The 23,500-nt window shown below is 48.6% G+C and carries 22 protein-coding genes; 20 read left to right on the top strand and 2 right to left on the bottom strand.

Annotated features, from left to right (window positions below; translation table 11 throughout):
- The first annotated feature begins 12 nt into the window (after positions 1-12).
- The 18 genes from rbfA to GRF59_RS07575 all read left to right on the top strand — a co-directional run bounded on the left by rbfA (position 13) and on the right by GRF59_RS07575 (position 19,640).
- Positions 13-366 (top strand): 30S ribosome-binding factor RbfA, encoded by a 354-nt coding sequence (rbfA, locus tag GRF59_RS07660; protein ID WP_160497003.1) that lies wholly within the window; start codon positions 13-15, stop codon positions 364-366.
- A 22-nt stretch (positions 367-388) separates the two neighbouring features.
- Complete coding sequence (locus tag GRF59_RS07655) at positions 389-1,366, top strand: DHH family phosphoesterase (protein ID WP_160497002.1); 978 nt, start codon at positions 389-391, stop codon at positions 1,364-1,366.
- Positions 1,363-2,280, top strand: a complete 918-nt coding sequence (truB, locus tag GRF59_RS07650) for a tRNA pseudouridine(55) synthase TruB (RefSeq protein WP_160497001.1) — start codon at positions 1,363-1,365, stop codon at positions 2,278-2,280. The genes GRF59_RS07655 and truB overlap by 4 nt, the downstream gene beginning before the upstream one ends.
- 40 nt (positions 2,281-2,320) lie before the next feature.
- On the top strand, positions 2,321-3,268 hold the full coding sequence (locus GRF59_RS07645) for a bifunctional riboflavin kinase/FAD synthetase (protein WP_160497000.1): 948 nt from the start codon (positions 2,321-2,323) through the stop codon (positions 3,266-3,268).
- Between the two features lie 153 nt (positions 3,269-3,421).
- Positions 3,422-3,691 (top strand): 30S ribosomal protein S15, encoded by a 270-nt coding sequence (gene rpsO, locus GRF59_RS07640; protein WP_044478403.1) that lies wholly within the window; start codon positions 3,422-3,424, stop codon positions 3,689-3,691.
- A gap of 148 nt (positions 3,692-3,839) precedes the next feature.
- Complete coding sequence (pnp, locus tag GRF59_RS07635; RefSeq protein WP_160496999.1) at positions 3,840-5,936, top strand: polyribonucleotide nucleotidyltransferase; 2,097 nt, start codon at positions 3,840-3,842, stop codon at positions 5,934-5,936.
- A 196-nt stretch (positions 5,937-6,132) separates the two neighbouring features.
- Positions 6,133-7,119 (top strand): polysaccharide deacetylase family protein, encoded by a 987-nt coding sequence (locus GRF59_RS07630; RefSeq protein ID WP_160496998.1) that lies wholly within the window; start codon positions 6,133-6,135, stop codon positions 7,117-7,119.
- Between the two features lie 116 nt (positions 7,120-7,235).
- A complete protein-coding gene (locus tag GRF59_RS07625; RefSeq protein ID WP_202128615.1) occupies positions 7,236-8,465 on the top strand; it encodes a M16 family metallopeptidase in 1,230 nt (409 codons plus the stop codon).
- Positions 8,440-8,886 carry a dUTP diphosphatase gene (gene dut, locus GRF59_RS07620; RefSeq protein ID WP_202128614.1) on the top strand — a complete coding sequence of 149 codons (447 nt, stop codon included), beginning with the start codon at positions 8,440-8,442 and terminating at the stop codon, positions 8,884-8,886. The genes GRF59_RS07625 and dut overlap by 26 nt, the downstream gene beginning before the upstream one ends.
- A gap of 180 nt (positions 8,887-9,066) precedes the next feature.
- Positions 9,067-9,966 carry a dipicolinate synthase subunit DpsA gene (gene dpsA, locus GRF59_RS07615; protein WP_160496996.1) on the top strand — a complete coding sequence of 300 codons (900 nt, stop codon included), beginning with the start codon at positions 9,067-9,069 and terminating at the stop codon, positions 9,964-9,966.
- The gene (locus GRF59_RS07610) at positions 9,963-10,559 is read left to right on the top strand and encodes a dipicolinate synthase subunit B (RefSeq protein WP_160496995.1); all 597 of its coding nucleotides are present in this window, start codon (positions 9,963-9,965) and stop codon (positions 10,557-10,559) included. Before dpsA ends, GRF59_RS07610 begins: the two co-directional genes overlap by 4 nt.
- Before the next feature lie 47 nt (positions 10,560-10,606).
- Positions 10,607-11,653: an aspartate-semialdehyde dehydrogenase gene (locus GRF59_RS07605; protein WP_160496994.1), complete on the top strand. Its 1,047-nt coding sequence runs from the start codon at positions 10,607-10,609 to the stop codon at positions 11,651-11,653.
- Between the two features lie 18 nt (positions 11,654-11,671).
- A complete protein-coding gene (dapG, locus tag GRF59_RS07600) occupies positions 11,672-12,889 on the top strand; it encodes an aspartate kinase (RefSeq protein ID WP_160496993.1) in 1,218 nt (405 codons plus the stop codon).
- 55 nt (positions 12,890-12,944) lie between these two features.
- Positions 12,945-13,826 (top strand): 4-hydroxy-tetrahydrodipicolinate synthase, encoded by an 882-nt coding sequence (gene dapA / locus GRF59_RS07595; RefSeq protein WP_160496992.1) that lies wholly within the window; start codon positions 12,945-12,947, stop codon positions 13,824-13,826.
- A 224-nt stretch (positions 13,827-14,050) separates the two neighbouring features.
- Complete coding sequence (locus GRF59_RS07590) at positions 14,051-15,730, top strand: ribonuclease J (RefSeq protein ID WP_160496991.1); 1,680 nt, start codon at positions 14,051-14,053, stop codon at positions 15,728-15,730.
- 221 nt (positions 15,731-15,951) lie between these two features.
- Positions 15,952-16,680, top strand: a complete 729-nt coding sequence (locus tag GRF59_RS07585) for a ClpP family protease (protein ID WP_202128612.1) — start codon at positions 15,952-15,954, stop codon at positions 16,678-16,680.
- Positions 16,677-16,895, top strand: a complete 219-nt coding sequence (locus GRF59_RS07580) for a YlzJ-like family protein (RefSeq protein ID WP_160496989.1) — start codon at positions 16,677-16,679, stop codon at positions 16,893-16,895. Before GRF59_RS07585 ends, GRF59_RS07580 begins: the two co-directional genes overlap by 4 nt.
- 78 nt (positions 16,896-16,973) lie before the next feature.
- Positions 16,974-19,640, top strand: coding sequence for an FtsK/SpoIIIE family DNA translocase (locus tag GRF59_RS07575; RefSeq protein ID WP_160496988.1), 2,667 nt, complete (start codon positions 16,974-16,976; stop codon positions 19,638-19,640).
- A 136-nt stretch (positions 19,641-19,776) separates the two neighbouring features.
- Here the strand turns inward: GRF59_RS07575 and GRF59_RS07570 are convergent, their stop codons facing one another.
- Together GRF59_RS07570 and GRF59_RS07565 are read right to left on the bottom strand one after the other, a co-directional pair.
- The gene (locus GRF59_RS07570; protein WP_160496987.1) at positions 19,777-20,619 is read right to left on the bottom strand and encodes an aldo/keto reductase; all 843 of its coding nucleotides are present in this window, start codon (positions 20,617-20,619) and stop codon (positions 19,777-19,779) included.
- Positions 20,620-20,637: 18 nt separating this feature from the next.
- Positions 20,638-21,846 (bottom strand): MFS transporter, encoded by a 1,209-nt coding sequence (locus GRF59_RS07565; protein WP_160496986.1) that lies wholly within the window; start codon positions 21,844-21,846, stop codon positions 20,638-20,640.
- Between the two features lie 133 nt (positions 21,847-21,979).
- Here GRF59_RS07565 and GRF59_RS07560 point away from each other — a divergent pair, with 133 nt between their 5' ends.
- Entirely contained in the window at positions 21,980-22,360 is a 381-nt protein-coding gene (locus GRF59_RS07560) for a winged helix-turn-helix transcriptional regulator (protein WP_160496985.1), read from the top strand.
- 230 nt (positions 22,361-22,590) lie between these two features.
- The gene (sleB, locus tag GRF59_RS07555; RefSeq protein ID WP_160496984.1) at positions 22,591-23,412 is read left to right on the top strand and encodes a spore cortex-lytic enzyme; all 822 of its coding nucleotides are present in this window, start codon (positions 22,591-22,593) and stop codon (positions 23,410-23,412) included.
- Positions 23,413-23,500: the final 88 nt, after the last annotated feature.

The following is a 23,500-nucleotide window of genomic DNA, read 5'->3' as shown; positions in this document are numbered from 1 at the left end:
AGGTGAACAGGTATGGCTAAAATACGTGTTGGACGCGTTGGCGAACAGATCAAAAAAGAACTGAGCCAACTCATTCAAAGTGAACTAAAAGATCCACGCATCGGTTTCTTGACCGTAACCGGCGTGGATGTAACAAATGATTTATCCCAGGCCAAGATTTATCTCAGTGTGCTTGGTGATGAAGAACAAAAAACGAACTCGCTGAAAGCTCTGGAGAAAGCGAATGGTTTTCTTCGTTCCGAGCTCGGCAAGCGGGTCCGTCTTCGTCACACGCCGGAGCTGATCTTCAAATTCGATGAATCGATTGCCTATGGCAGTCACATCGAGAAGCTCCTTGGTGAAATTGGCAAGAACGAATCGAATTAATTACGTTTTAAAGGAGAAGGCAATGCAGACCTATGAACAGTCGCTTGAGCAGGCAAAAGAGTTCCTGCTTAAGCATGATGATTATCTAGTAGTGTCGCATATTCAGCCAGATGGAGATGCAGTCAGTTCCACCGTTGCAGTGGGCTGGCTTCTCTCATGTCTGGGCAAGAAATTCACTCTGATCAATGAAGGCCCCATTCCGGAACGGATGCGCTTTTTGCTGATGTCCGATCAGATCGTGAATATGGAGAAACAGCCCCTTGACCGCACCTTTAAACATATCGTATGCGTGGATTGTGCCGATTTTGGGAGAGTGGGACAGACATCACAGTACTTCGAAGAGGATGCTGTTATTCTTAACATCGACCATCACCCAACCAACAACGGGTATGGAAGTGCAACGCTGATCAAGGCGGAAGCTGCTGCGACTGCCGAAATTCTGTATGATTTGATCCAAACCTTCGGATTTAAATGGACGACTGATATTGCATCGGCCATTTATACCGGACTTTTGACAGATACAGGAGGGTTCCGTTACTCTAACACGTCCCCTAAGGTGATGCGGATCGCTTCCGAACTGCTTGGCTATGGGGTGGATGGCCCTGAGCTATCCGAAAATTTGCTCGAAGCGATGACATTTCCGCAAATGAAAGTGCTTGTTAAAGCATTGAATACGATGGAAATGACGCCTGACGGGAAGATCTGCTGGGTTTATGTCACGCCTGAGCATATGGCCGAAACGGGCGCGGCCAATGAAGACTTGGAAGGTATTGTGAATTATCCTCGCAATATTCATGGCGTGGAAGTTGGCATCTTATTTAAAGTCATTCATGAGAACGCAGTGAAGGTAAGCCTTCGTTCGGCGGGGAAGGTCGATGTGGCAGCACTTGCCCAAACCTTTGGCGGTGGCGGACATGTCCGTGCAGCTGGGTGCCGTGTGGAAGGTTCCCTTGAATCCATTATTCAACAGGTCGTAGAGCAGGTGAAAATACAGTTATGAGTCTTGAAGGGATTTTGGCCGTCCATAAACCGGCAGGCATGACTTCTCACGATGTCGTTGCCAGAACACGCCGTATCCTGAAGATGAAACGCATTGGACATACCGGCACATTAGATCCGGAAGTGACAGGCGTTTTGCCGCTTTGTCTTGGAAGAGCGACGAGAGTCGTGGAGTACATGCAGGAGCTTCCTAAGGAGTATGAGGCGACGCTGCGCCTTGGAATGGCAACGGACACGGAGGATTTAACTGGGAATATCATAGAACAGGTTGATCAAGTATCGGTTACGCCTGCAGAGGTCGGGAAGGTGCTGGAGTCATTCTTGGGCACGATTTCGCAGGTTCCTCCGATGTATTCGGCGGTAAAGGTCGATGGAAAGCGTCTTTACGAGCTGGCGCGTGAAGGTAAGACCGTGGAACGCAAGAGCCGTGAAGTGAACATATATGAAATTGAAATGAAGGGCTTTGAATGGAATGGTCCTTATCTGGACGTCTCATTTCGAGCCCTCTGTTCCAAAGGAACATACATCCGGACGCTTTGCGTGGATATCGGACGGGCTTTGGATCTTCCGGCGACGATGGTTAAGTTGACAAGAACCATGTCTGCGGGGATTACGGCTGCGGAATGTCTGACGCTTGAGGAAATAGAGCAGATGATGCAGGCTGGTGAGCTTCAAGAGCATCTGATTAAAGTGGACCACGCTATCAGGCATCTGCCGGCTCATACCGTATCGGATGATAAAACATCTGCAGCATTACAAGGGCAGAGACTTTCAAGCAGAGCGGTGACTCCGGAGGTTGATGTTCCGGGCTGCATACGGCTCTATGACAGTTCAGGACTGTTCCTGGGGATCTTTGAAAAGCAGGAAGAGACAGGCGCCATTGCCCCGGTCAAAGTCTTTTTACCGGAAATGTGATCTGTCTGGCTATCTAAATCGAATTGCAGGTGAGAACGCTGTGAAGACTGTACATTTATCCTATCCTCTGTCCGCCGGCATTATTGAAGAGAATGCGGGGCCGCAAATCGCCGCCCTCGGACAATTCGATGGCGTGCATCAAGGACATGCGAGCGTCATTAGCTCAGCGGTCCGGCTTGCCAAACAAGAGGGCATCCCTTCTGCAGTAATGACCTTCCATCCACATCCGAAGGAAGCGATGAAGAAGGGGAATTATGAAGGGAACCTGACTCCGCTGCCTGAAAAACAGGAGCTGCTGGCGGGAATGGGCGTAGATATCCTTTACGTGGTGGATTTTAGCGATTCCTTCTCGCAGTTAAGCCCGCAAGCTTTCGTGGACGGCATGCTCATGGCTTTGGAGGTTAAGACGGCGATCGTCGGTTTCGATTACCGTTTTGGTCACAAAGGAGCGGGTCATGCAGAAATGCTGCGTGAGCTTGGAAATGGAAGAATGAACGTGGAAATCATTCCGCCGTTCGAACAGGATGGCAAGAAGGTCAGCAGTTCGGCGATTCGCAGCGCGCTCCATAGCGGTGAACTGGAAGAAGCGAACAGGCTGCTCGGGCATCCATACCGACTGCGGGGCGAAGTGATCGATGGAGACAAGCGTGGCAGAACCATTGGCTTTCCAACGGCGAATTTGCGGCTGGATGATCAATATGTGGTTCCTGCGAAAGGCGTCTATGCCGTTCGTTCGCTGGTTCAGGGAGAGTGGCTTCCCGGCGTGATGAATCTCGGTGTTAAGCCGACTTTTCAAGAAGGTGTAACCGCACCAAGCTTTGAGGTTCATCTTCTGGATTTTGACCGGGATATATACGGTGAGCAGTTGACCGTGGATCTGGTGTCCTACATCCGGGCGGAACGGAAATTCCCTTCCATCCAGGAGCTGGTTGCTCAAATTCAAGCGGATGCAGAAACGGCAAGACGTATTTTGGACTTGTCCAAATAATCGCATTTGGCGAACATTTACTTTTTCCGGTGAAGTATGCTATACTGATAAACGTTGCTGGTAAGCAGCGACAATAACCTTAGCTTGGTAACACGATCTCACCGACGGTCACGAGGCTAACGGCGATTATCTATTTTTAAGGAGGTGAATAGGATGGCATTAACTCAAGAACGTAAACAACAACTGATCGAAGAGCACAAAACTCATGAGTCCGATACAGGATCTCCAGAGGTGCAAATTGCTATCCTTACGGAGAACATTGTTAACCTGACTGATCACTTGCGTACGCACAAGAAGGATCATCATTCCCGTCGTGGATTGTTGAAAATGGTTGGTCAACGCCGTAAGCTGTTGGCATACTTGAAAAACAAAGATGTTAGACGTTATAGCGCTCTGATTGAAAAACTCGGATTGCGTCGTTAATATCCGTATGGTCTACTTAAAGCAGCCTGGTTGTTCACCGTTTGTCCTTTTAGGAGTGACAGCGGGGGCAACCGGGTTGCTTTTTATGCAGGCCTTATATGAATTCACCCATAGCTGGGAATAATGTGTAATGAAAAGGAGGGATTTCATGGAAAGTCGTGTAGAAATGCAGTTGGGCGGAAGACCCTTAATCCTTGAAACGGGACGTCTTGCAAAACAGGCCAATGGCGCTGTGATGGTGCGTTACGGGGAAACCGCTGTTCTTTGTACTGTAACTGCTTCCAGTGAACCTAAAGATTTGGATTTCTTCCCATTGACCGTTAACTACGAAGAAAGATTGTATGCGGTAGGGAAAATTCCTGGAGGATTTATTAAGCGTGAAGGACGTCCTAGTGAAAAGGCAATTCTTTCGAGCCGTCTTACGGACCGTCCGATCCGCCCGCTGTTCCCTGAAGGTTTCCGTAATGATGTACAAGTATTGAATCTTGTCATGAGCGTAGACCAGGACTGCTCTCCGGAAATTGCGGCCATGATCGGAACTTCGGCTTCGCTGAGCATTTCCGATGTACCGTTTAACGGGCCGATTGGCGGTGTAGTGGTTGGCCGCATTGACGGACAATTCATCATCAATCCTACGATCGCTCAGCAGGAAATCAGCGACGTATACGTGGTCGTATCCGGTACCAAAGATGCGATTATGATGGTAGAGGCAGAAGCGAACGAAGTGCCTGAAGATATTATGCTGGAAGCTATCATGTTCGGTCATGATGAAATCAAGAAAATCGTTGCAGTCATTGAAGAGCTGGTCGGTAAAGTGGGCAAGCCGAAAATGGAAGTGAAGCTGCATGCGGTTGATTCTGACGTAAACAAGCAGGTTCGTGATTATGCGGAAGCTCGTCTGGTTGAAGCTGTCCGTATAGCCGAGAAGCATGCTCGTCAGGACGCGATTGATGCGATTAACGATGAAACGGTAACTTACTTTGAACAGCAATACATAGAGACGCCTGAGCTCTTGGGTGATGTCAAAGAAGTACTGCATGATATTGTAAAAGAAGAAGTCAGACGTTTAATTACGCATGATAAAGTCCGCCCTGACGGCCGTAAGCTGGATGAAATCCGTCCAATCGATTGTGATACAAGCATTCTGCCGCGGACTCATGGTACAGGCTTGTTCACGCGTGGACAAACGCAGGCGCTTAGCGTATGTACCTTGGGTGCATTGGGTGACGTGCAGATTCTCGATGGAATCGATCTGCAGGAAACCAAACGTTTCATGCACCATTACAATTTCCCACCGTTCAGCGTAGGCGAAGCCCGTCCACTCCGTGCACCAGGACGCCGTGAAATCGGTCATGGCGCACTCGGAGAAAGAGCGTTGTCGAAAGTGATTCCTTCCGAAACGGAATTCCCTTATACCATTCGTCTGGTTTCTGAAGTGCTGGAGTCCAATGGTTCGACTTCCCAGGCAAGTATTTGCGCAAGTACGCTGGCCATGATGGATGCAGGCGTGCCAATCAAAGCACCGGTTGCCGGCGTTGCCATGGGTCTGATCAAGGACGGGGAGCATGTGTCCATTTTGACGGATATTCAAGGTATGGAAGACCATCTCGGCGATATGGACTTTAAAGTAGCGGGCACCGCCGAAGGCGTAACCGCGATTCAAATGGACATCAAAATTGACGGTATCGACCGCCAAATTTTGCAAGACGCGCTGAAACAAGCCAAAGAAGGACGGATGTTCATTCTCGGCAAAATGATGGAAGCCATCCAAAAGCCAAGAGAATCCTTGTCTCCGTATGCGCCTAAGATTGATGTCATGCACATTAATCCGGACAAAATCCGTGATGTTATTGGTGCTGGCGGTAAAATCATCAATAAGATCATTGAAGAAACCGGTGTTAAAATCGATATTGAACAGGATGGCCGTGTATTCATTGCTTCCTCTAATGAAGAAATGAACAAAAAGGCACGTTCCATCATCGAAGGCATCGTCCGCGAAGTTCAGGTTGGCGAGATTTATGTCGGCACGGTTAAACGTGTTGAGAAATTCGGAGCATTCGTGGAAATCTTGCCGAATAAAGAAGGTTTAGTTCATATTTCTCAGTTGTCGACCGACCGCGTGGCGAAGGTTGAGGATGTTGTAGCGATCGGTGATTCGATTACCGTGAAGGTGACCGAAATTGACCAGCAGGGCCGGATTAACCTGTCTCGCAAAGCGGTACTGACTGCAGAAACCAAAGCGTAACGTTCAACACTCAATTTCATGACAGTTGGGCAAGACTGACGGTCTTGCGAAAGAGGCAGAATGTAATCACTTCTGGCTCTTTTTTTTCAAACATTCGGTATTTACGCTATGATTCTTTTCGATCCCCTCCCTATTCATATTCCTGTGGACTTGTTCATATGATGGGACAAAGCGGGTAAGGGAGATGAGCGGAGCTATGAATGGAAGAAAGGGTGCGGTATTGCTGGCCTGTTTTGCAACCGTGGTGGGGATTGGCCAAACCGGTGTAGTCGGCGAATATATTCAGGAGGCCAGACAGCAGCCGGCGGCGGTCAGCGCATGGGGTCCCAAACTGAATGATCTACAGAAGGACCCCCTCTATAAACAGATTCTTGAAAAAAGGGAACAGACCCGGATTCAGCCGGTTGACGCGGTACTAGACCGTGTGTGGAAGGCGATTCCCGGTTATAATGGATTGGAAATCGATGCGGAAGAGACCTACAAACAGGCCAAGGCGGCCGGGAGCTCTACTCCGATTACATATGTGTACCGTCAAATCCCCCCAAAAGTGAATCTTGAAGATCTGGGGGCAGAGCCGATTTACCGGGGGAATCCGAAGAAGCCGATGGTTGCGCTGATGATCAATGTTGCCTGGGGCAATGAGTTTATCGTTCCGATGCTGGATATATTGGATGCGGAGAAGGTAAAGGCTACCTTCTTTTTTGATGGAAGTTGGCTAAAAAAAAATCCGGAGCTGGCGAAGGAAATTCAAAAGCGAGGGCATGAGCTGGAAAACCATGCGTATACCCATCCGAACATGAGTCAGCTTAGCGAGTACCGGGCCTCGATGGAAATCAGCAAAACGCAGAAGCTTCTTAAGGAAAGCCTCGGGGTGGACAATACCTGGTTTGCGCCGCCGTCGGGTGATTTTAATCAGCAAACGGTTCGAATCGCTCATGGTCTCGGCTTGAAGACCGTCCTGTGGACGCTCGACACTGTGGACTGGCGCAATCCTTCACCAGAATCGGTTGTGAATAAAATTTCGAATAAGGTCGAGGCAGGCACCCTTATTTTAATGCATCCGACGGCGTCTTCTTCCAAGGCGCTGCCGGGCATGATCCGGGCCATTAAGAAAAAAGGGCTGATACCGGGAACAGTTGGCCAGACACTTTCCCCTGCGCGTGTCATCCCGCCGAGTGGTTGAGTCGGACCCTGTTTTTTGGTAGCATAGGGAATGCGTTTAAAGCCATTGATTGATATCATTTTAGGAGGGCCTTTCGCGTGAAAAAAATTAAACTTACCAACGGCCTAAGAGTTGTTATGGAAAAAATTCCGACTTGCCGGTCGGTTTCTTTTGGTATTTGGGTAAAAACAGGTTCACGGCACGAAACACATGATAATAACGGGGTCTCGCATTTTATAGAGCACATGCTTTTTAAAGGGACGGAGCGTTTTGACGCCAAAGACATAGCGGAGCAATTCGATGCCATCGGCGGTAATGTAAATGCTTTTACGTCGAAGGAGTATACATGCTATTACGCGAAGGTTCTGGATGAGCATCTGCCAATCGCCGTGGATGTGCTGTCTGATATGTTTTTCCGTTCCACCCTCGATGAAGGAGAGCTTGCCAAAGAGAAAAACGTCATTCTCGAGGAAATCTCCATGTACGAAGATACACCGGATGATCTGGTTCACGATTTGATGGCTAAAGCCGTTTATGGCGATCATCCGCTTGCTTATCCGATTTTGGGAACGAAGCAGCAGCTTGATCTGATGGGTCCGGCGGAGCTAAGAGCATATATGGATGAACATTACACCGTTGAAAATACAGTTATCAGCGTGGCAGGCAATATTGACGATCAAGTCGTTGAACTGCTGGAAAGCCATTTTGGCCAATTTAACAAACATAGTGAACCTAAAAAGGTCGAAACCCCTGGTTTCCACAGCAATCTCTTATATCATAAAAAGAAAACGGAGCAGAATCATATCTGTCTGTCGTTGCCTGGCTGTTCGATTCACGACCCGCTGCAATATGCGATGATCTTGCTCAACAATACCATTGGCGGGGGCATGAGCTCCAGACTGTTCCAGGAAATCCGCGAGAAGAGAGGTTTGGCGTATTCCGTTTATTCCTATCACAGCTCGAATGAAGACAGCGGATTATTCACGGTTTATGCGGGTACGGCACCAAAGCAAACGAAGGACGTCCTTGACCTGACCAAAGAAATTCTGTCTGACATTGCTCAGAACGGTATTACAGAAGATGAGCTTAGAAAAGGCAAGGAACAGCTGAAGGGAAGTCTCATCCTTAGTTTGGAAGGAACCGGAAGCCGAATGAACCGCCTTGGCAAAAACGAGTTGATGCTTGGTAAACACAATTCATTGGATGAAATGATCGAAAAAATAGAAAACGTCAGCATGAAAGATGTCGACGAAGTGCTGGACCGCATTTTCAAGGAACCATTTGCGCTGGCTATGGTAGGAGCATCCGACAAAGCAATTGCTGGACTTAGAAGGGATGATTTTGTTGCATTACGTTCAAATTCATAAACTCCCGGGACATGATGATGTGAACATTCCCGAAAAAATGTCTTCTTCAGCTTCAGGATATGATCTGTATGCGGCCGTGGAGGAAGCAGTCGTGCTCCATCCCGGCGAACGCAAACTTATCCCGACGGGAATTGCTCTTGCGATGCCCGAAGGGCTTGAAGCTCAGATTCGGCCGCGTAGCGGGCTGGCTCTAAAGCACGGCATTACCTGTTTGAACACTCCGGGCACGATTGATGCGGATTACCGCGGTGAAATTAAAGTGCTGCTCATTAATCTCGGCCAGGAGCCTTTTGCCATCGCGCGTAATGAGCGAATCGCACAAATGGTGTTCCAAGAGGTGCCTGCGGTTCAATTCGAACGCGTTGAAGTGCTCTCCGATACCGTCCGCGGTGCGGGAGGATTCGGTCATACCGGAAAATAAAATGGAAAGCCTGCCAGACTCTGCTTATGGAGCCTCCGGCAGGCTTTTTTATTTTGAGACCTTCTGATATTCTGCAGCAGGCTTTTTTCTCACCTCCTTTTATTCAGGCGTTTTCACCGAATGCTAGGCTTCGGCATAAGATGCTCTATAACAGTGCTTTTTGAAAGGAGTGACATCCTTATGCTGACAGGGGTCCAAATTGTATTCCTAGGCGGGGATGCGCGTCAGATCGAGGTGATCCGCAAATGTTCGGAGATGGATGCCACCGTCAGCGTCGTCGGCTTTGACAATTTGAAGCAGAAGCTCCAGGGAGTGACCAGAGAACATTTGACGGCTGAACTGTTGGCTGCTGCGGATGTCCTGGTCCTTCCTGTCGTGGGTTGTGACGACAATGGCGTCATTCATACGCAATTCTCGAATGAGCCGCTCAAGCTCCAGGATGAACACATGGCGTCACTGCGCAAGGGCTGTAAGGTATATACCGGAATGGCAAAGCCTTATCTGCGAAGTCTTTGCGCGCATCATGAAATCAAGCTGGTTGAATTGCTGGACCGGGATGAAGTGGCGATCAGCAATTCCATTCCGACCGCTGAGGGCGCGCTGGTTATGGCTATTCAGAATACGGATTTCACGATACATGGATCGGATTGCATGGTGCTTGGTCTGGGCAGAACCGGTTTTACTATGGCCAAAAGTTTGCAGGGCCTGGGAGCAAAAGTCAAGGTGGGAGTACGTGCTGAAAAGGACATCGCACGGGCGGAGGTCATGGGCTGGGAGCCTTTTCTGACAAGGGATTTGGAGGATCATGTGAGCAATATTGACTTGATTTTTAACACGATTCCGACTATGATAGTCACAGCGCAAATCCTGTCAAAAATGCCCCTAAGTACTGTCATTATTGACCTTGCTTCCGCTCCCGGAGGATGCGATTTCCGGTACGCCGAGAAGCGGGGGATTAAGGCTCTGCTTGCCCCTGGTCTGCCTGGAATCGTAGCACCCAAAACGGCTGGTCTGATCATTGCCGGTTCGCTGGTACAGTTGATTTCGGATGAGTTCAAGACTCGGGGGGATGGAGAATGAATTGGCAGGGTAAGACAGTAGGTTACGCAATTACAGGATCACACTGCACACTTGAAGAAATTATGCCGCAGGTGAAGCGGTTTGTGGATGAAGGCGCCAAGGTGGTGCCCATCGTATCCAATTCGGTACAGGTGACAGATACGCGCTTTGGAAAGGCTCAAAATTGGCTGCAGCAGTTGAAAGATATTACCGGTAGTGATATTATTTCAACCATTGTTGAAGCTGAACCGCTTGGCCCCTCTAAATTGCTGGATGTCCTTGTCATTGCCCCGTGCACCGGAAATACAACTAGCAAGCTAGCAAACGCGATGACCGACAGTCCGGTTCTTATGGCCGCCAAGGCCCAAATGAGAAATCTGCGTCCGCTGGTGCTGGCTATTTCCACAAATGACGGTCTCGGTCTGAATGCAGCCAATATCGCCAAGCTTTTAGTGACGAAAAATATTTATTTTGTTCCTTTCGGCCAGGATAGTCCTCATCAAAAACCGAATTCACTTGTAGCGCATATGGATTTGATTCCTGAGGCCTGCTATGCGGCATTGGAAGGAAGACAGCTTCAACCTATGATTCTTCAACGGATTTTCTCGGCATAAAGGAACTATTATAGAGAATAGTCACATTTACAAGGGGAGATACGGCAATGAACGATCAGAAGTTTAATGTCGCGGTTGTTGGAGCGACGGGAGCAGTCGGAGAACAAATATTAAGTCTCTTGGATAAGCGGGATTTCCCGATTTCGAGGCTCAAGCTGCTATCTTCTGCGCGATCTGCAGGCACGAACATTAACTTTAAAGGCCAAGACATAACAGTGGAAGAAGCAACCCCTGAAAGCTTTGAAGGAATAGATATTGCCCTTTTCAGTGCCGGAGGGGATGTCAGCAAAGAGCTTGCACCCCATGCGGTCCGGCATGGAGCGGTTTGCATAGACAATACCAATGCTTTTCGTATGGATCCGAATGCACCACTGGTTGTGCCGGAGGTAAATGCGGAGCAAATTAATGAACATAACGGCATTATCGCCAATCCCAACTGCTCGACGATCCAAATGGTGACTGCCCTTAAACCTCTACAGGATGTTTACGGGATTTCACGCATTATTGTGTCCACTTATCAAGCCGTTTCCGGCGCAGGTACTCGTGCTATTGACGAATTGCTCCGCCAAAGTAAAGCGGTTCTTGGGGGAACGGAGGTTAATCCTGATATTCTGCCGGTAGCGTCACTGCCGGTCAAACATCAGATTGCTTTTAATGCGATTCCCCAAATTGATAAGTTTCAGGACAATGGATACACGCTTGAAGAAATGAAGATGGTTCGTGAAACCAAAAAAATCATGCAGGATGACACCATTGATGTTACAGCTACCTGTGTCCGCATTCCTGTGGTTTACGGTCACTCTGAATCAGTATATGTCGAACTTAAGAAAGACTATGAACTGGAAGACGTAAGAAAGCTTTTGACGGAAGCGCCTGGGATTACAATCATGGATGATCCTGCTTCCCAAACCTATCCGCTTGCGACCGATGCCGCAGGAAAGCCGGACGTTTTTGTAGGGCGTTTGCGCCGCGACCTTGGTGAGAACAGGGCCCTTAACATGTGGATTGTATCTGATAATCTGATGAAGGGTGCAGCATGGAATGCTGTACAGATCGCCGAGATTATTGCAGCCAAGCGTTCCGCGCGTTCTTAGTCGTATGGAGGAATGGAAATGAGCATTTTAGTTCAAAAATTCGGTGGTACTTCACTTTCAACACCGCAGGCAAGAGAACTTGTCATCAAACATATTAAGCGTGAACTATCCACCGGATATCAGATCGTTGTCGTTGTGTCCGCTATGGGCCGCAAAGGCGAGCCATATGCAACGGATACGCTTCTGGACTGGGCGTCCCAGAACGGCGACGCTCTGCCAGCACGCGAAAGGGATTTACTGCTGTGCTGCGGTGAAATTATTTCTGCGGCGACACTGTGCAGTTTGCTGGAACGTGAAGGCGTAAGATCAACGGTGCTGACGGGTGCTCAAGCGGGCTTCGTCACCGATGATCACTACGGCAACGCCCGCATCAAGGATGTGTGTCCGGAACGTGTCATTACTGAACTGGAAACACATCAAGTTGTGATTGTGACGGGTTTTCAAGGCCAGTCAGAGTCAGGTGATTTCACCACTCTCGGAAGGGGTGGTAGCGATACATCGGCTACGGCACTTGGTGCTGCGCTTCGCGCCGAGATGGTGGATATCTACACCGATGTGAACGGAATCCTGACTGCGGATCCAAGAATCGTGGAGGACGCCAGACCGCTTCCGATTGTCAGCTATGCGGAAATCTGCAATATGGCACAGTACGGTGCAAAGGTGATCCATCCACGAGCGGTTGAGATTGCCATGCAGGCCCAGATTCCGGTTCGGGTGCGTTCCACATTCTCCGAGGATGAAGGGACGCTGGTGACCCAGCCGGAGGGTTTTAAAGACGTTCAACAGGGCATTCTGGACCGTTACGTTACAGGAATCGCCTATGTTAGCAATGTGACTCAGATCACGGTGGATTGCGAAGGCGAAGGACATAATCTTCAACTGCAGGTTTTCAAATCAATGGCTGAGAATTCCATCAGCGTCGATTTTATCAACGTGACCCCATCGGGTGCTGTTTATACGGTATTCGACTTTGATTCAGACCGAGCAGTAACGGTACTCCGCGATTTGGGACTCAGCCCGAGAGCTCTTTCAGGCTGCGCTAAAGTGTCGGTCATCGGAGGAGGCATAAACGGAGTACCCGGTATCATGGCGAAAATTGTAGAATCGCTCAGTGAACAAAATATACAAATCCTGCAATCTGCGGATTCAAATACAACGATCTGGGTGCTTGTCAAGAAAGAAGATATGGTGCAGGCTCTGCGTGCTCTTCATACCAAATTCGAACTTCATCGTTAATTAGTACTAGTGGCTTAATAATGGGCACGTCCTATCGTTTGAGGAGGGAATACAAGTGGATTTCGGAAGATTGATAACTGCCATGATCACGCCTTTTGACGAGCAAGGAAACATTAACTGGTCGGAAGCGGCTAACATCATTAATTACCTGATTGAGGAGCAAAAATCGGATTCTCTCGTCATCTGCGGTACAACGGGTGAATCACCAACTCTTCGTGAGGAAGAGAAGCTTGAGCTGTTTGCGTTTGCCGTCGAGCAGGCGAGGGGACGCTGCAAGATTATCGCGGGAACCGGCAGCAACAGCACCGGGCACTCGATCCATCTAACGCAGGAAGCTGAAAAGCTGGGAGTTGATGGAGCTTTGCTGGTTGTGCCTTATTACAATAAGCCCAGCCAGGAAGGGATGTACCGTCATTTTGAAGCGATTGCCAGCAGCACCAAGTTGCCGATCATGCTCTATAATGTGCCTAGCCGTACGGTAGCGAGCATCAGTGCCGCCACGACGCTTCGGCTTGCGGAAATACCTAACATTGTGGCAACGAAGGAATGTGCTTCGCTTGAACAGGTGACACTGATCGCTGCAGAATCTCCGGAATCCTTCAGGGTTTATTCGGGTGACGATTCTTCAGCTCTGCCGGCTTTAGCTGTTGGTGCTTATGGGATTGTCAGTGTAGCGAGCCATCTGATTGGAGCCTCCATGCAGGAAATGATTCAAGCATATTTGGACGGCGAGGTCGCACAAGCGGCTCGGATGCATCAGAAGCTGTTCCCGGTATTCAAGGGATTATTTGAATGCCCGGCACCGGTGCCTAACCCGTCTGCGCTGAAATACGCGCTTCATTTGCTCGGTCATCCAGTTGGCGGCGTCCGTTTGCCGCTCATTGATCCAAGCGAATCGGAAGCCGCATTTATCCGTGAACTCGTAGCATCTCTTTAATTTACAAAACGCAAAAATTGTTGAACAGCGCCTTTGCGGGCGCTGTTTTTTTCGCAAATAACGCCTACTTTTTTGGGGTACGATAACTCTTACTTGGAGGGTGACTTGTGTTTTGCGTTTTTAATCATGTATAATGAGGTCAAGTGACTGGGTGCGGTATATTTTTGAAATATAAATACTATAAAATGGTACGACGTCCAAAACCATAGGAGGTTTAGATTCATTTGTCTAAAAAAAATAATAGCGATAAATTGACGATATTTGCGTTGGGCGGCGTCGGTGAAATCGGAAAAAATATGTATGTCATTCAATACGCGAATGATATCGTTGTAGTAGATTCCGGCTTGAAATTTCCAGAAGAGGACATGCTTGGTATCGATATTGTCATTCCCGATATCAGCTACTTAACGGAAAACCGTGACAAAGTAAGAGGCATTTTGTTAACACATGGACACGAAGATCATATTGGCGGATTGCCTTACGTTTTGAAACATCTCAATGTTCCCGTATACGGAACAAAGCTTACCCTTGGACTTGTTGAGAACAAGCTGAAGGAAGCCAACCTGCTTGGTGAAACCAAGCGAATTCTGATTAATGAAGACTCTGAAATCGAACTGGGTTCGACCCTGAAGGCTACGTTCTTCAGAACGAATCACAGTATTCCTGATTCCGTGGGTATCTGTATTGCAACACCGGAAGGCAATGTTGTTCATACAGGCGATTTTAAGTTTGATCATACACCGGTAAACGGACAGTACGCGAATTTGCAGCGTATGGCTGCGATCGGTGAAGAAGGCGTTCTCGCTCTCTTGTCGGATAGTACAAACGCCGAGAAGCCTGGATTCACTCCATCGGAGAAAAATGTCGGCGTCGTGCTGGAGGATATTTTCCGTAAAGCATCGCAGCGTGTTGTTATTGCGACATTCGCTTCGAACGTTCATCGGATTCAACAAGTCGTGAATGCTGCGGAATCGACGGGCCGTAAAATTACGGTTATCGGCCGAAGCATGGTAAATGTGGTTTCCATCGCTTCCGAGCTGGGTTACTTGCATGTACCGGACGGCATGTTGATTGAACCTGAAGAAGTTAACAAAATGGCTGCCGACCGTGTCGTCGTTTTATGTACAGGCAGTCAAGGGGAGCCAATGTCAGCCTTGACGCGCATGGCACGCTCCACACACCGCAAAGTTGATATTTTACCGGGTGATACCGTTATCATTGCTGCTACTCCTGTACCTGGCAATGAGAAGTACGTTGGACGTACTATTGACGAATTGTTCCGCTTGGGCGCAGATGTCATTTACAGCGGTTCCAATTCCGGCGTACACGTATCCGGACACGGCAGCCAGGAAGAGCTTAAGTTGATGCTCAACCTGATGAAGCCGAAATTCTTCCTTCCGATCCACGGTGAATACCGTATGCAGCGCAGACACGCGCTATTGGCGGAATCGGTAGGCGTGGATTCGGACAATATCTTCATTACAGATATCGGTGAAGTGGTCGAAATCCAAAACGGTGCAGCACGCAAAGCCGGCAAAGTCACTGCCGGGAACGTACTCATCGACGGTTTGGGCGTAGGCGACGTAGGAAATATTGTTCTTCGCGACCGTAAGCTGCTATCTCAAGATGGTATTCTGGTCGTTGTTGTAACGTTGAGCAAACAAGACGGAACGATTATGTCAGGTCCGGATATTATCTCCAGAGGTTTCGTGTATGTGCGCGAATCCGAGGGATTGCTGGATGAAGCGAACCGTATTGTTTCGAGCACACTGCAAAAGCTGATGAGCGAAAATGTCAACGAGTGGGCTTCCCTGAAGACGGGAGTCAAGGATGCGCTGGGACGTTTCCTTTACGAACAGACCCGCCGCAGACCAATGATTTTACCAATAATTATGGAAGTGTAAATCAATTGAATAATATAAAGGTTTGACGACAAAGCACACAGTCGCCCCCTTCACGCAAGCAATATTGGACGGTTTCTTGCGGAAGGGGGCTTTTATTGTCTTAAAAAGACTGCAGCAGGAATAATACCGCTCTTCTAATCGCCATACTAAACAGAATGAATATATATTGTTTAGTGAAAGGGTGGGTAACCAACATGCCGCAAGAGCAAGGACAGCCCCATATGGAAGAGCCTGTAGTACCAGAGCAGCAGCCGGAGAATCAAACGAAGGCTGCGCTTGATGCGATTCAGCAGTTGGGACAAATGAATGTGCCGGCGACGAATGAATCCAACATTTTCTGCATGACCATCGTTGGACAAATTGAGGGACATATGGTTTTGCCTCCGCAGAACAAAACGACAAAGTATGAGCACATTATCCCTACCTTAGTCGCGACGGAGCAAAATAAGAATATTGACGGAATCCTGATTATTTTGAATACGGTCGGAGGTGATGTCGAGGCAGGGCTTGCCATTGCTGAAATGATTTCTTCGCTCACGAAGCCGACGGTTACCGTGGTTGTGGGTGGAGGTCATAGCATCGGTGTGCCGATCGCGGTCTCATCCACCTATTCCATTATTGCGGAAAGTGCGACGATGACCATACACCCGATTCGTTTGAATGGTTTGGTCATAGGTGTACCGCAAACCTTTGAATACATGGAGAAGATGCAGGAGCGGGTTGTGCGCTTTGTGACATCGCATTCCCGGATTACAGAAGCGCAGTTTAAGGAGCTTATGTTCCGTACAGGTGAATTGAATCGCGATGTGGGGACACCCGTTGGAGGTATTGATGCGGTTAAGTATGGTCTTATGGATGAAGTCGGAGGAATCGGTCAAGCACTGGCCAAACTGAACCGATTGATTGACGACAGGAATAGAACTCAGGATGCGGAGGGAATCAAACAATGACCTTGCATACCATTATGCCTCTTGAAGCCGTTTGGGAAAAACAGCGGGAAGCAGATTCTTCGGCAGAAGTACGCATCCAGGGCGTATTGATGGAAGTTCGGCCGTTGGATTTTCACAGGGTTCAGATTGTGCGTTTGCTGGATGGACCGCTGGATAGTTATCTGAATCCGGCTTATACGCCTGGACAAATTATTCAGTTTGTTCCCCCATCTTAAAAACATCTTGAATTGAAAAAGAGAACATAGGTGCCCACGGTATTATATGGTATAATGATGTTCCGGGGGTGACATTTCTTGGCCAAACGCAAAAAAAGGAAAAAGGCTCTGTTGACCAATGTTCTAAAATACGAAATATACGGTATTATTCTGATCACCCTTTCTGTCATCGCCTTATCCGGTGAAGCGGCGGTAGGGTGGTCTTTATCCAAAATGTTCGGGCTTTTGCTTGGCCGGTTCTATTTTGTGATTCCATTGATAGGTATTTATCTGGGACTCGGCGTCATGATTCAAAGGAAATGGCCCAGTCGCTGGAGTACGCGAAAAAGCGGGATTGTACTGCTAATCCTGGCCTTAACGTTGATGAGCAGCGTTTCATCACTGGAAAAGAAGCTGGCGCATGTACCAGGCTTGAGTGCCGGACAAATTATTTCCCAAGTACATAATGATTTGGAAGGTTCGTTGCTCGCATCTGCAGCTACCAAGGATCATTCCATGTTGAATAAAGATATTAGCGGCGGTTATGCTGGGGCGTTACAGTACGCATTATTATATTGGTTGTTTGGGAACTTGGGTACCAAACTGCTGATGATCGTAATGTTTATAATCAGTTTTATGTTGATTACGAACCTGTCTTACGTTGATTTGATGAGAATTGTTCGTAAGCGCGTGGTGCAAGCGGGAAGCAACGTTCAGAAAAGAATGGTGACCCAAAAGCAGCAGGCTGTGGCATCGGCTCCAAAGGCGGCTTCGCGCAAAAGGCAGCAACTGCAGCTGCCTGATGAGGACGAAGAGGATGAACTGGATGACTTTGTGGCACCCAAATCTAAGCGTTCAACGCCAGTATTTTTCCAATTGTTCGGAAGCAAATTTGCCAAGGAATCGCATGATACGGCTCCTGAGGATGAGAATGAGCTGGACGGCAGCGATATTCTGGAGCCGATAGGCAGACACTCAGGTAAAGCGGGGCCTCATGCTCAGGCATATAAACATGAGGTAGAGGTAGAGCAGGAAGCATCGATTCATCCGGTGAAGCCATGGGACGGCCAGGATGAGACAGACCATTCGCCTGCTCCGATCATTCGCGATTTCTTCGAACAGGTAAAATCGGAAGGGAATGTCGAGGATGAGGATTGGGATGAGAATGAGCCTATAGCGGAGGTGCCATTAGAGGAATCGGGATCAGGATCGGACATGCATGTTGAAACGGGTCCGTCATCCGCTACTGCCGCCATGGATTCCAAACCTTCAGGAGGCACTGCGGAAGGCGAAGAGGCGGTAGAAGACATTGCAATGAATCCGCCCGCTCCACCTCCAAAACCCTATAAGCTACCACCGTTTCGTCTGCTCGCGAAACCGCAAAATGGCGGAAAAGCAGGAGATCAAAACGATTATATGCAAACGGCACGCAAGCTAGAGGCGACATTGGAGAGTTTTGGCGTCCGGGCGAAGGTGTTGGAGGTTGTTCGGGGACCTGCCGTAACAAGGTATGAAATACAGCCGGATATCGGAGTCAAGGTAAGTCGGATCGTCAATTTGACCGATGATATCGCTTTGGCGCTTGCTGCGAAGGATATTCGGATGGAAGCCCCGATTCCGGGCAAGTCCGCGATTGGCATCGAAGTTCCTAATAACGAAGTATCTCTTGTAACCATGCGCGAGGTGATGGAGACCCCTGTTTTTCAGGATGCGCAGTCCAAACTGTCCATTGCTTTTGGCAGAGATATTTCTGGACAAACTATCGTCGGTAATTTGGCGAAAATGCCCCATTTGCTTGTGGCGGGAGCTACGGGGTCAGGGAAGTCTGTGTGTATCAACGGGATTATTACCAGCATCTTATACAAAGCGAAGCCGGATGAAGTCAGGTTCCTGATGGTCGATCCGAAAATGGTAGAGCTTAATGTATATAACGGCATACCGCATCTCATGGCACCGGTGGTCACTGACCCGAAGCGTGCTTCACTGGCACTAAAGAAAATCGTTGTTGAGATGGAGAAAAGATACGAATTGTTCTCCAAATCCGGTACGCGCAACATTGAAGGCTATAACAATTTGATGAAAGACAACCTGCCCGCAGTACTGCCATATATTGTAGTTATCGTGGACGAGCTTGCGGATTTGATGATGGTTGCCGCACATGATGTAGAGGAAGCCATCACACGCCTTGCGCAAATGGCTCGGGCGGCTGGAATCCATTTGATTATTGCTACGCAGCGTCCGTCGGTAGACGTTATCACGGGAGTTATTAAGGCTAATATTCCTTCACGGATCGCCTTTGGCGTTTCATCGCAGGTGGATTCAAGAACCATTTTGGATATGGCGGGTGCGGAAAAACTGCTGGGCCGCGGCGACATGCTCTTTATGCCGATGGGTTCCTCGAAGCCGATCCGCGTGCAGGGAGCATTTATGACCGATCAGGAAGTAGAGACGATCATTCATTACGTTCGCGAGCAGGGTGAGGCGAAATATGATGAGACGCTCGTTCCGGAAGTCGATGAAAGTCAGCCGGGCGGCGACGAAGAGCTCGATGAGCTGTATGATCAAGCCGTGCAGATTGTACTGGAAGCGAAACAGGCATCGGTTTCATTGTTGCAGCGGAGAATGAGGGTCGGATACACGCGCGCAGCGCGCTTGATCGATTCAATGGAAGCCAGAGGCATTATCGGGCCGTATGAGGGCAGCAAGCCTCGCGAAGTACTTGTCACGATCGAGCAGTACCAGCAGCAGAATCGGATTAGCTCGTAAGCCGTAAATCGTAGGAACATTTTTCAACAATAAACAGCTAAACCGAAAACGGGCAACCCAGGATATTATCCTTGGCTGCCCGTTTTTTCGTTCGTTGTGTCACATCCTGATCATTATGCTGCATGGGTTCAATCCATTAAAAATCAAAATTGTCGGGATCCGGACCGACACGCTTGTCTTGGTTCAGGGCATCGATTTGTTCCATCTCCGCATCGGTAAGCGCAAAGTCGAACAGAGAAGCATTTTCGATAATCCGGTGTTCTTTGGTCGATTTTGGAATGGTGACCACACCCTTCTGGAGATCCCAACGCAGGATCACTTGAGCGACCGATTTTCCATGCTTATCCGCGATTCCCTTCAGCACCGGTTGATTCAACAACTCTCCCTGCATCAGTGGGGACCAGGCTTCCATTTGGATGCCGTGCTCTTTGGTAAACGAGAGAAGCTCCTTCTGCGCAAGGTAGGGATGGAATTCGACTTGATCGACCATCGGTTTAATTTTTGCATCCTCAAGTATGTCCTGCAAGTGATGGACATGAAAATTGCTTACGCCGATTGCTTTAACACGTCCCTCTGTATATAGCTTTTCGAGTGCTCTCCAAGTTTTTTTGTACTTACCGGCTACAGGCCAATGGATAAGATACAGATCAAGATAATCCAGACCGAGTTTGGATAAACTGGTTTCAAATGCCGCAAGCGTCTCTTCATAGCCTTGGTCACTGTTCCATACCTTCGACGTTATAAACAGATCTTTTCGGGAGAGATTGTTCTCCGCCACAGCCTCCCGGATTCCCTGTCCAACGCCGCTCTCATTGCCATAAATGGCTGCGGTGTCGATACTGCGGTATCCGTGCTTAATCGCTGACTTCACAGCATCAACAAGTTCAGAGCCCTCTTCTACTTTAAATACGCCCAGGCCCAGCCAAGGCATGTCCACGCCATTGTGAAGCTTTGTAGTGCTTTGAAGATGAATATTCATATTGTTGTCCTCCTTCATTCATTCCACATTATTTTGTACATTCGAGACTGCATCTTTTCTTTGCAAAAATTGGCTCCATCCGGTTAACAGGACAGCGGCTGCTACCATCACGGCTCCCACCCATCCGGTATGAACGATGCCTATAGTGTCGGTTACGATTCCCCCTAAATAAGCGCCAAGGGCTATCCCCGCATTGAATGCAGCGATATTTACGGCCGAGGCTACATCAACCGCTTTTGGAGCATAGCGCTCCGCCAGCATAACGACGTAAGCCTGCAGTCCGGGAACATTCATGAATGCCAGCAGCCCCATTAGGAAGATGGTGATGAGTGCTGCTGTCTTAAACGGTGCCGTAAACGTAAGAACCAGCAGGATGATCGCTTGCAGTAAAAACATCACAAATAGTGCTGATAATGGCTTTCTGTTCGCCGCCTTGCCTCCGATGACGTTGCCGATGGCGATGGCGATACCATAAAGCAAGAGTATAAATGCGACAGTCGATTCTTTGAACCCTGTTATATTGTGCAGCAGAGGGGATAAATAAGTAAAGACGACGAAAGTTCCCCCGTAACCAAGAGCGGTAATCAAAAAAGCAAGCAGCAGGCGACTATTCGTAACCAGCTTGACCTGCTCTCTCACAGGCGTTTTCGCTCCCCTCCGCAGATGGGCGGGAATCAGGATCATATTTGCAATCAGAGCGATAACTCCTATAACGGCAATCGTGAAGAAGGCCGCGCGCCATCCGAGCTGTTGGCCGATAAAAGTACCCAGCGGCACACCCGTGACTGTGGCGATCGTAAGGCCAGAGAATAGGATCGCAATCGCGCTGGCGCGGCGGTTCTCAGATACCATATCCGCAGCAATGGTCGTACCCACGGACATGAATACACCGTGAGCCAGCGCAGATATAATGCGTCCCACCAGCAGCATGGTGATGCCACCGGACAATGCCGCCGTTCCGTTTCCCGCTATAAACACAAGCATAATTCCAATCAACAGCTTCTTGCGGGACATGCCCATGGTTAATGAGGTGAGTACCGGAGCCCCAAAGGTAACCCCCAAAGCATACAAAGTGACTGTCAATCCTGTGAGCGTTACCGATATATTTAAATCCCTCGCAATGAGAGGTAGCAGTCCCACACTGATAAACTCGGTTGTTCCGATTGCATATGCGCTGATGGCTAATGCCAGAAGCGCAAACATGCTTTTTCTGTTGTCTTGAGGCATTCCCTTCACTCCTGTCTAGTCATCCCGGCCGGTGAGTGTTATTATGGGGGCCAAGATACAAAATGAACAGTACGCACTTTAAAGTACCATAGGTACTAAAAAGTTCCTATAGACCGACAGGAGGACCATTGAAATGAAAAAATATAATATTTCCGTAGAAGCAACGCTTGAGGTCATCGGGGGCAAATGGAAGTGTGTCATCCTATGTCATTTAACTTATGGAAAAAAGCGAACCAGCGATTTACGCCGGCTTATGCCTAACATCACCCAAAAGATGCTGACACAGCAGCTTAGAGAACTGGAGGATGACGGGATCGTAACCCGGATCGTGTACAATCAGGTTCCGCCCAAAGTCGAATATGAGCTCAGTGAGTACGGCTGGAGTTTGAAATCGATTTTGGATTCGCTGTGTGCTTGGGGGGAACGGCATATTATCAGGGAGTACGGGGATAAATTCATGGTGCTCGAAGATAACGTCTTGAACAAATCGGACGAACCGGTTACTGAGTCATAGGGAATGTCATGAGCAAATAAGGATTCATCATAGATGTGAAAACGGCCTGTTGTACATGAATGTACATTAGGCCGTTTTTAAATTGAACGTACTGCATACATTGCCGTCTTTCAGCAGGGACCAAGAAATTTCCAACCTTTCTTTTGCAATGTGCATAGTTCATGGTGGCTCTTGTCATAATAACCGTAGCCATCCTAGTCAAACTCACAAGAGAAAGGTAGAGCTGCCATATGAAAAAAGCAAAATTGTGGATCATGTTGGGACTCGTGGTCCTTTTGTCAGCTGCGGCATTTGCAGGTTTTCAGTTTCGAACGGAGGATAAGGCCCTATCCGATAAACATCACCTCCAAGAGGAAGCCGTTCCGACATTCGGGACAACGACCTTGAAGTATGGTTCTTCCGGGCAGGATATCTATGAGCTGCAGGGACGCTTGAAGTTTCTCGGATTCTATAACGGCAAGATCGATGGTCAATACGGCTGGACTACATTAAAGTCGGTCAAATGGTTTCAGTCGGAATTCGGCATGAAGGTGGACGGCACGGTTGGAGCCAAGACGAAATTGAAGCTGTACAACGCAACGAAGAATTGGAAGCCATCCGAGTCCGCCGCAGGTAAAGGTCAAGCCGCTACTAATAATAAAGGTGGGGGCGAAGGAAATAAGAATGAATCGATGGCTTCAGCCAATACGATGGGATTATCAGAAAATGATTTGAAGATCATGGCTAATGCGGTATATGGCGAATCACGCGGCGAGCCTTTCGAGGGTCAAGTAGCCGTAGCTGCCGTCATTCTGAACCGAGTTAAATCACCTAGTTTCCCGAATACGGTTCACGGAGTCATTTTCCAGCCCGGTGCGTTTACGGCGGTAGCGGATGGCCAAATCTGGCTCGATCCGAATGACGTGGCTCGTAAGGCTGTTCAGCAGGCATTAAACGGCTGGGATCCGTCAGGAGGCTGCCTGTATTACTTCAACCCGAAAACAGCTACATCCAAGTGGATTTGGTCCAGACCGCAAGTTAAAACCATCGGACAGCATATCTTTTGCATGTAGGGTTTTTCATTCCCCAAAACAGCAACCGGAGGGTTTGTCTTCGGTTGCTTCTTGACTTTGTAATGGTATAGAATGGAACATATTCACA

The sequence above is a fragment of the Paenibacillus dendrobii genome, assembly GCF_009807035.1.
Taxonomy (GTDB): Bacteria; Bacillota; Bacilli; order Paenibacillales; family Paenibacillaceae; genus Paenibacillus_AQ; species Paenibacillus_AQ dendrobii.
This window is presented reverse-complemented; position numbering and strand designations above follow the sequence as displayed.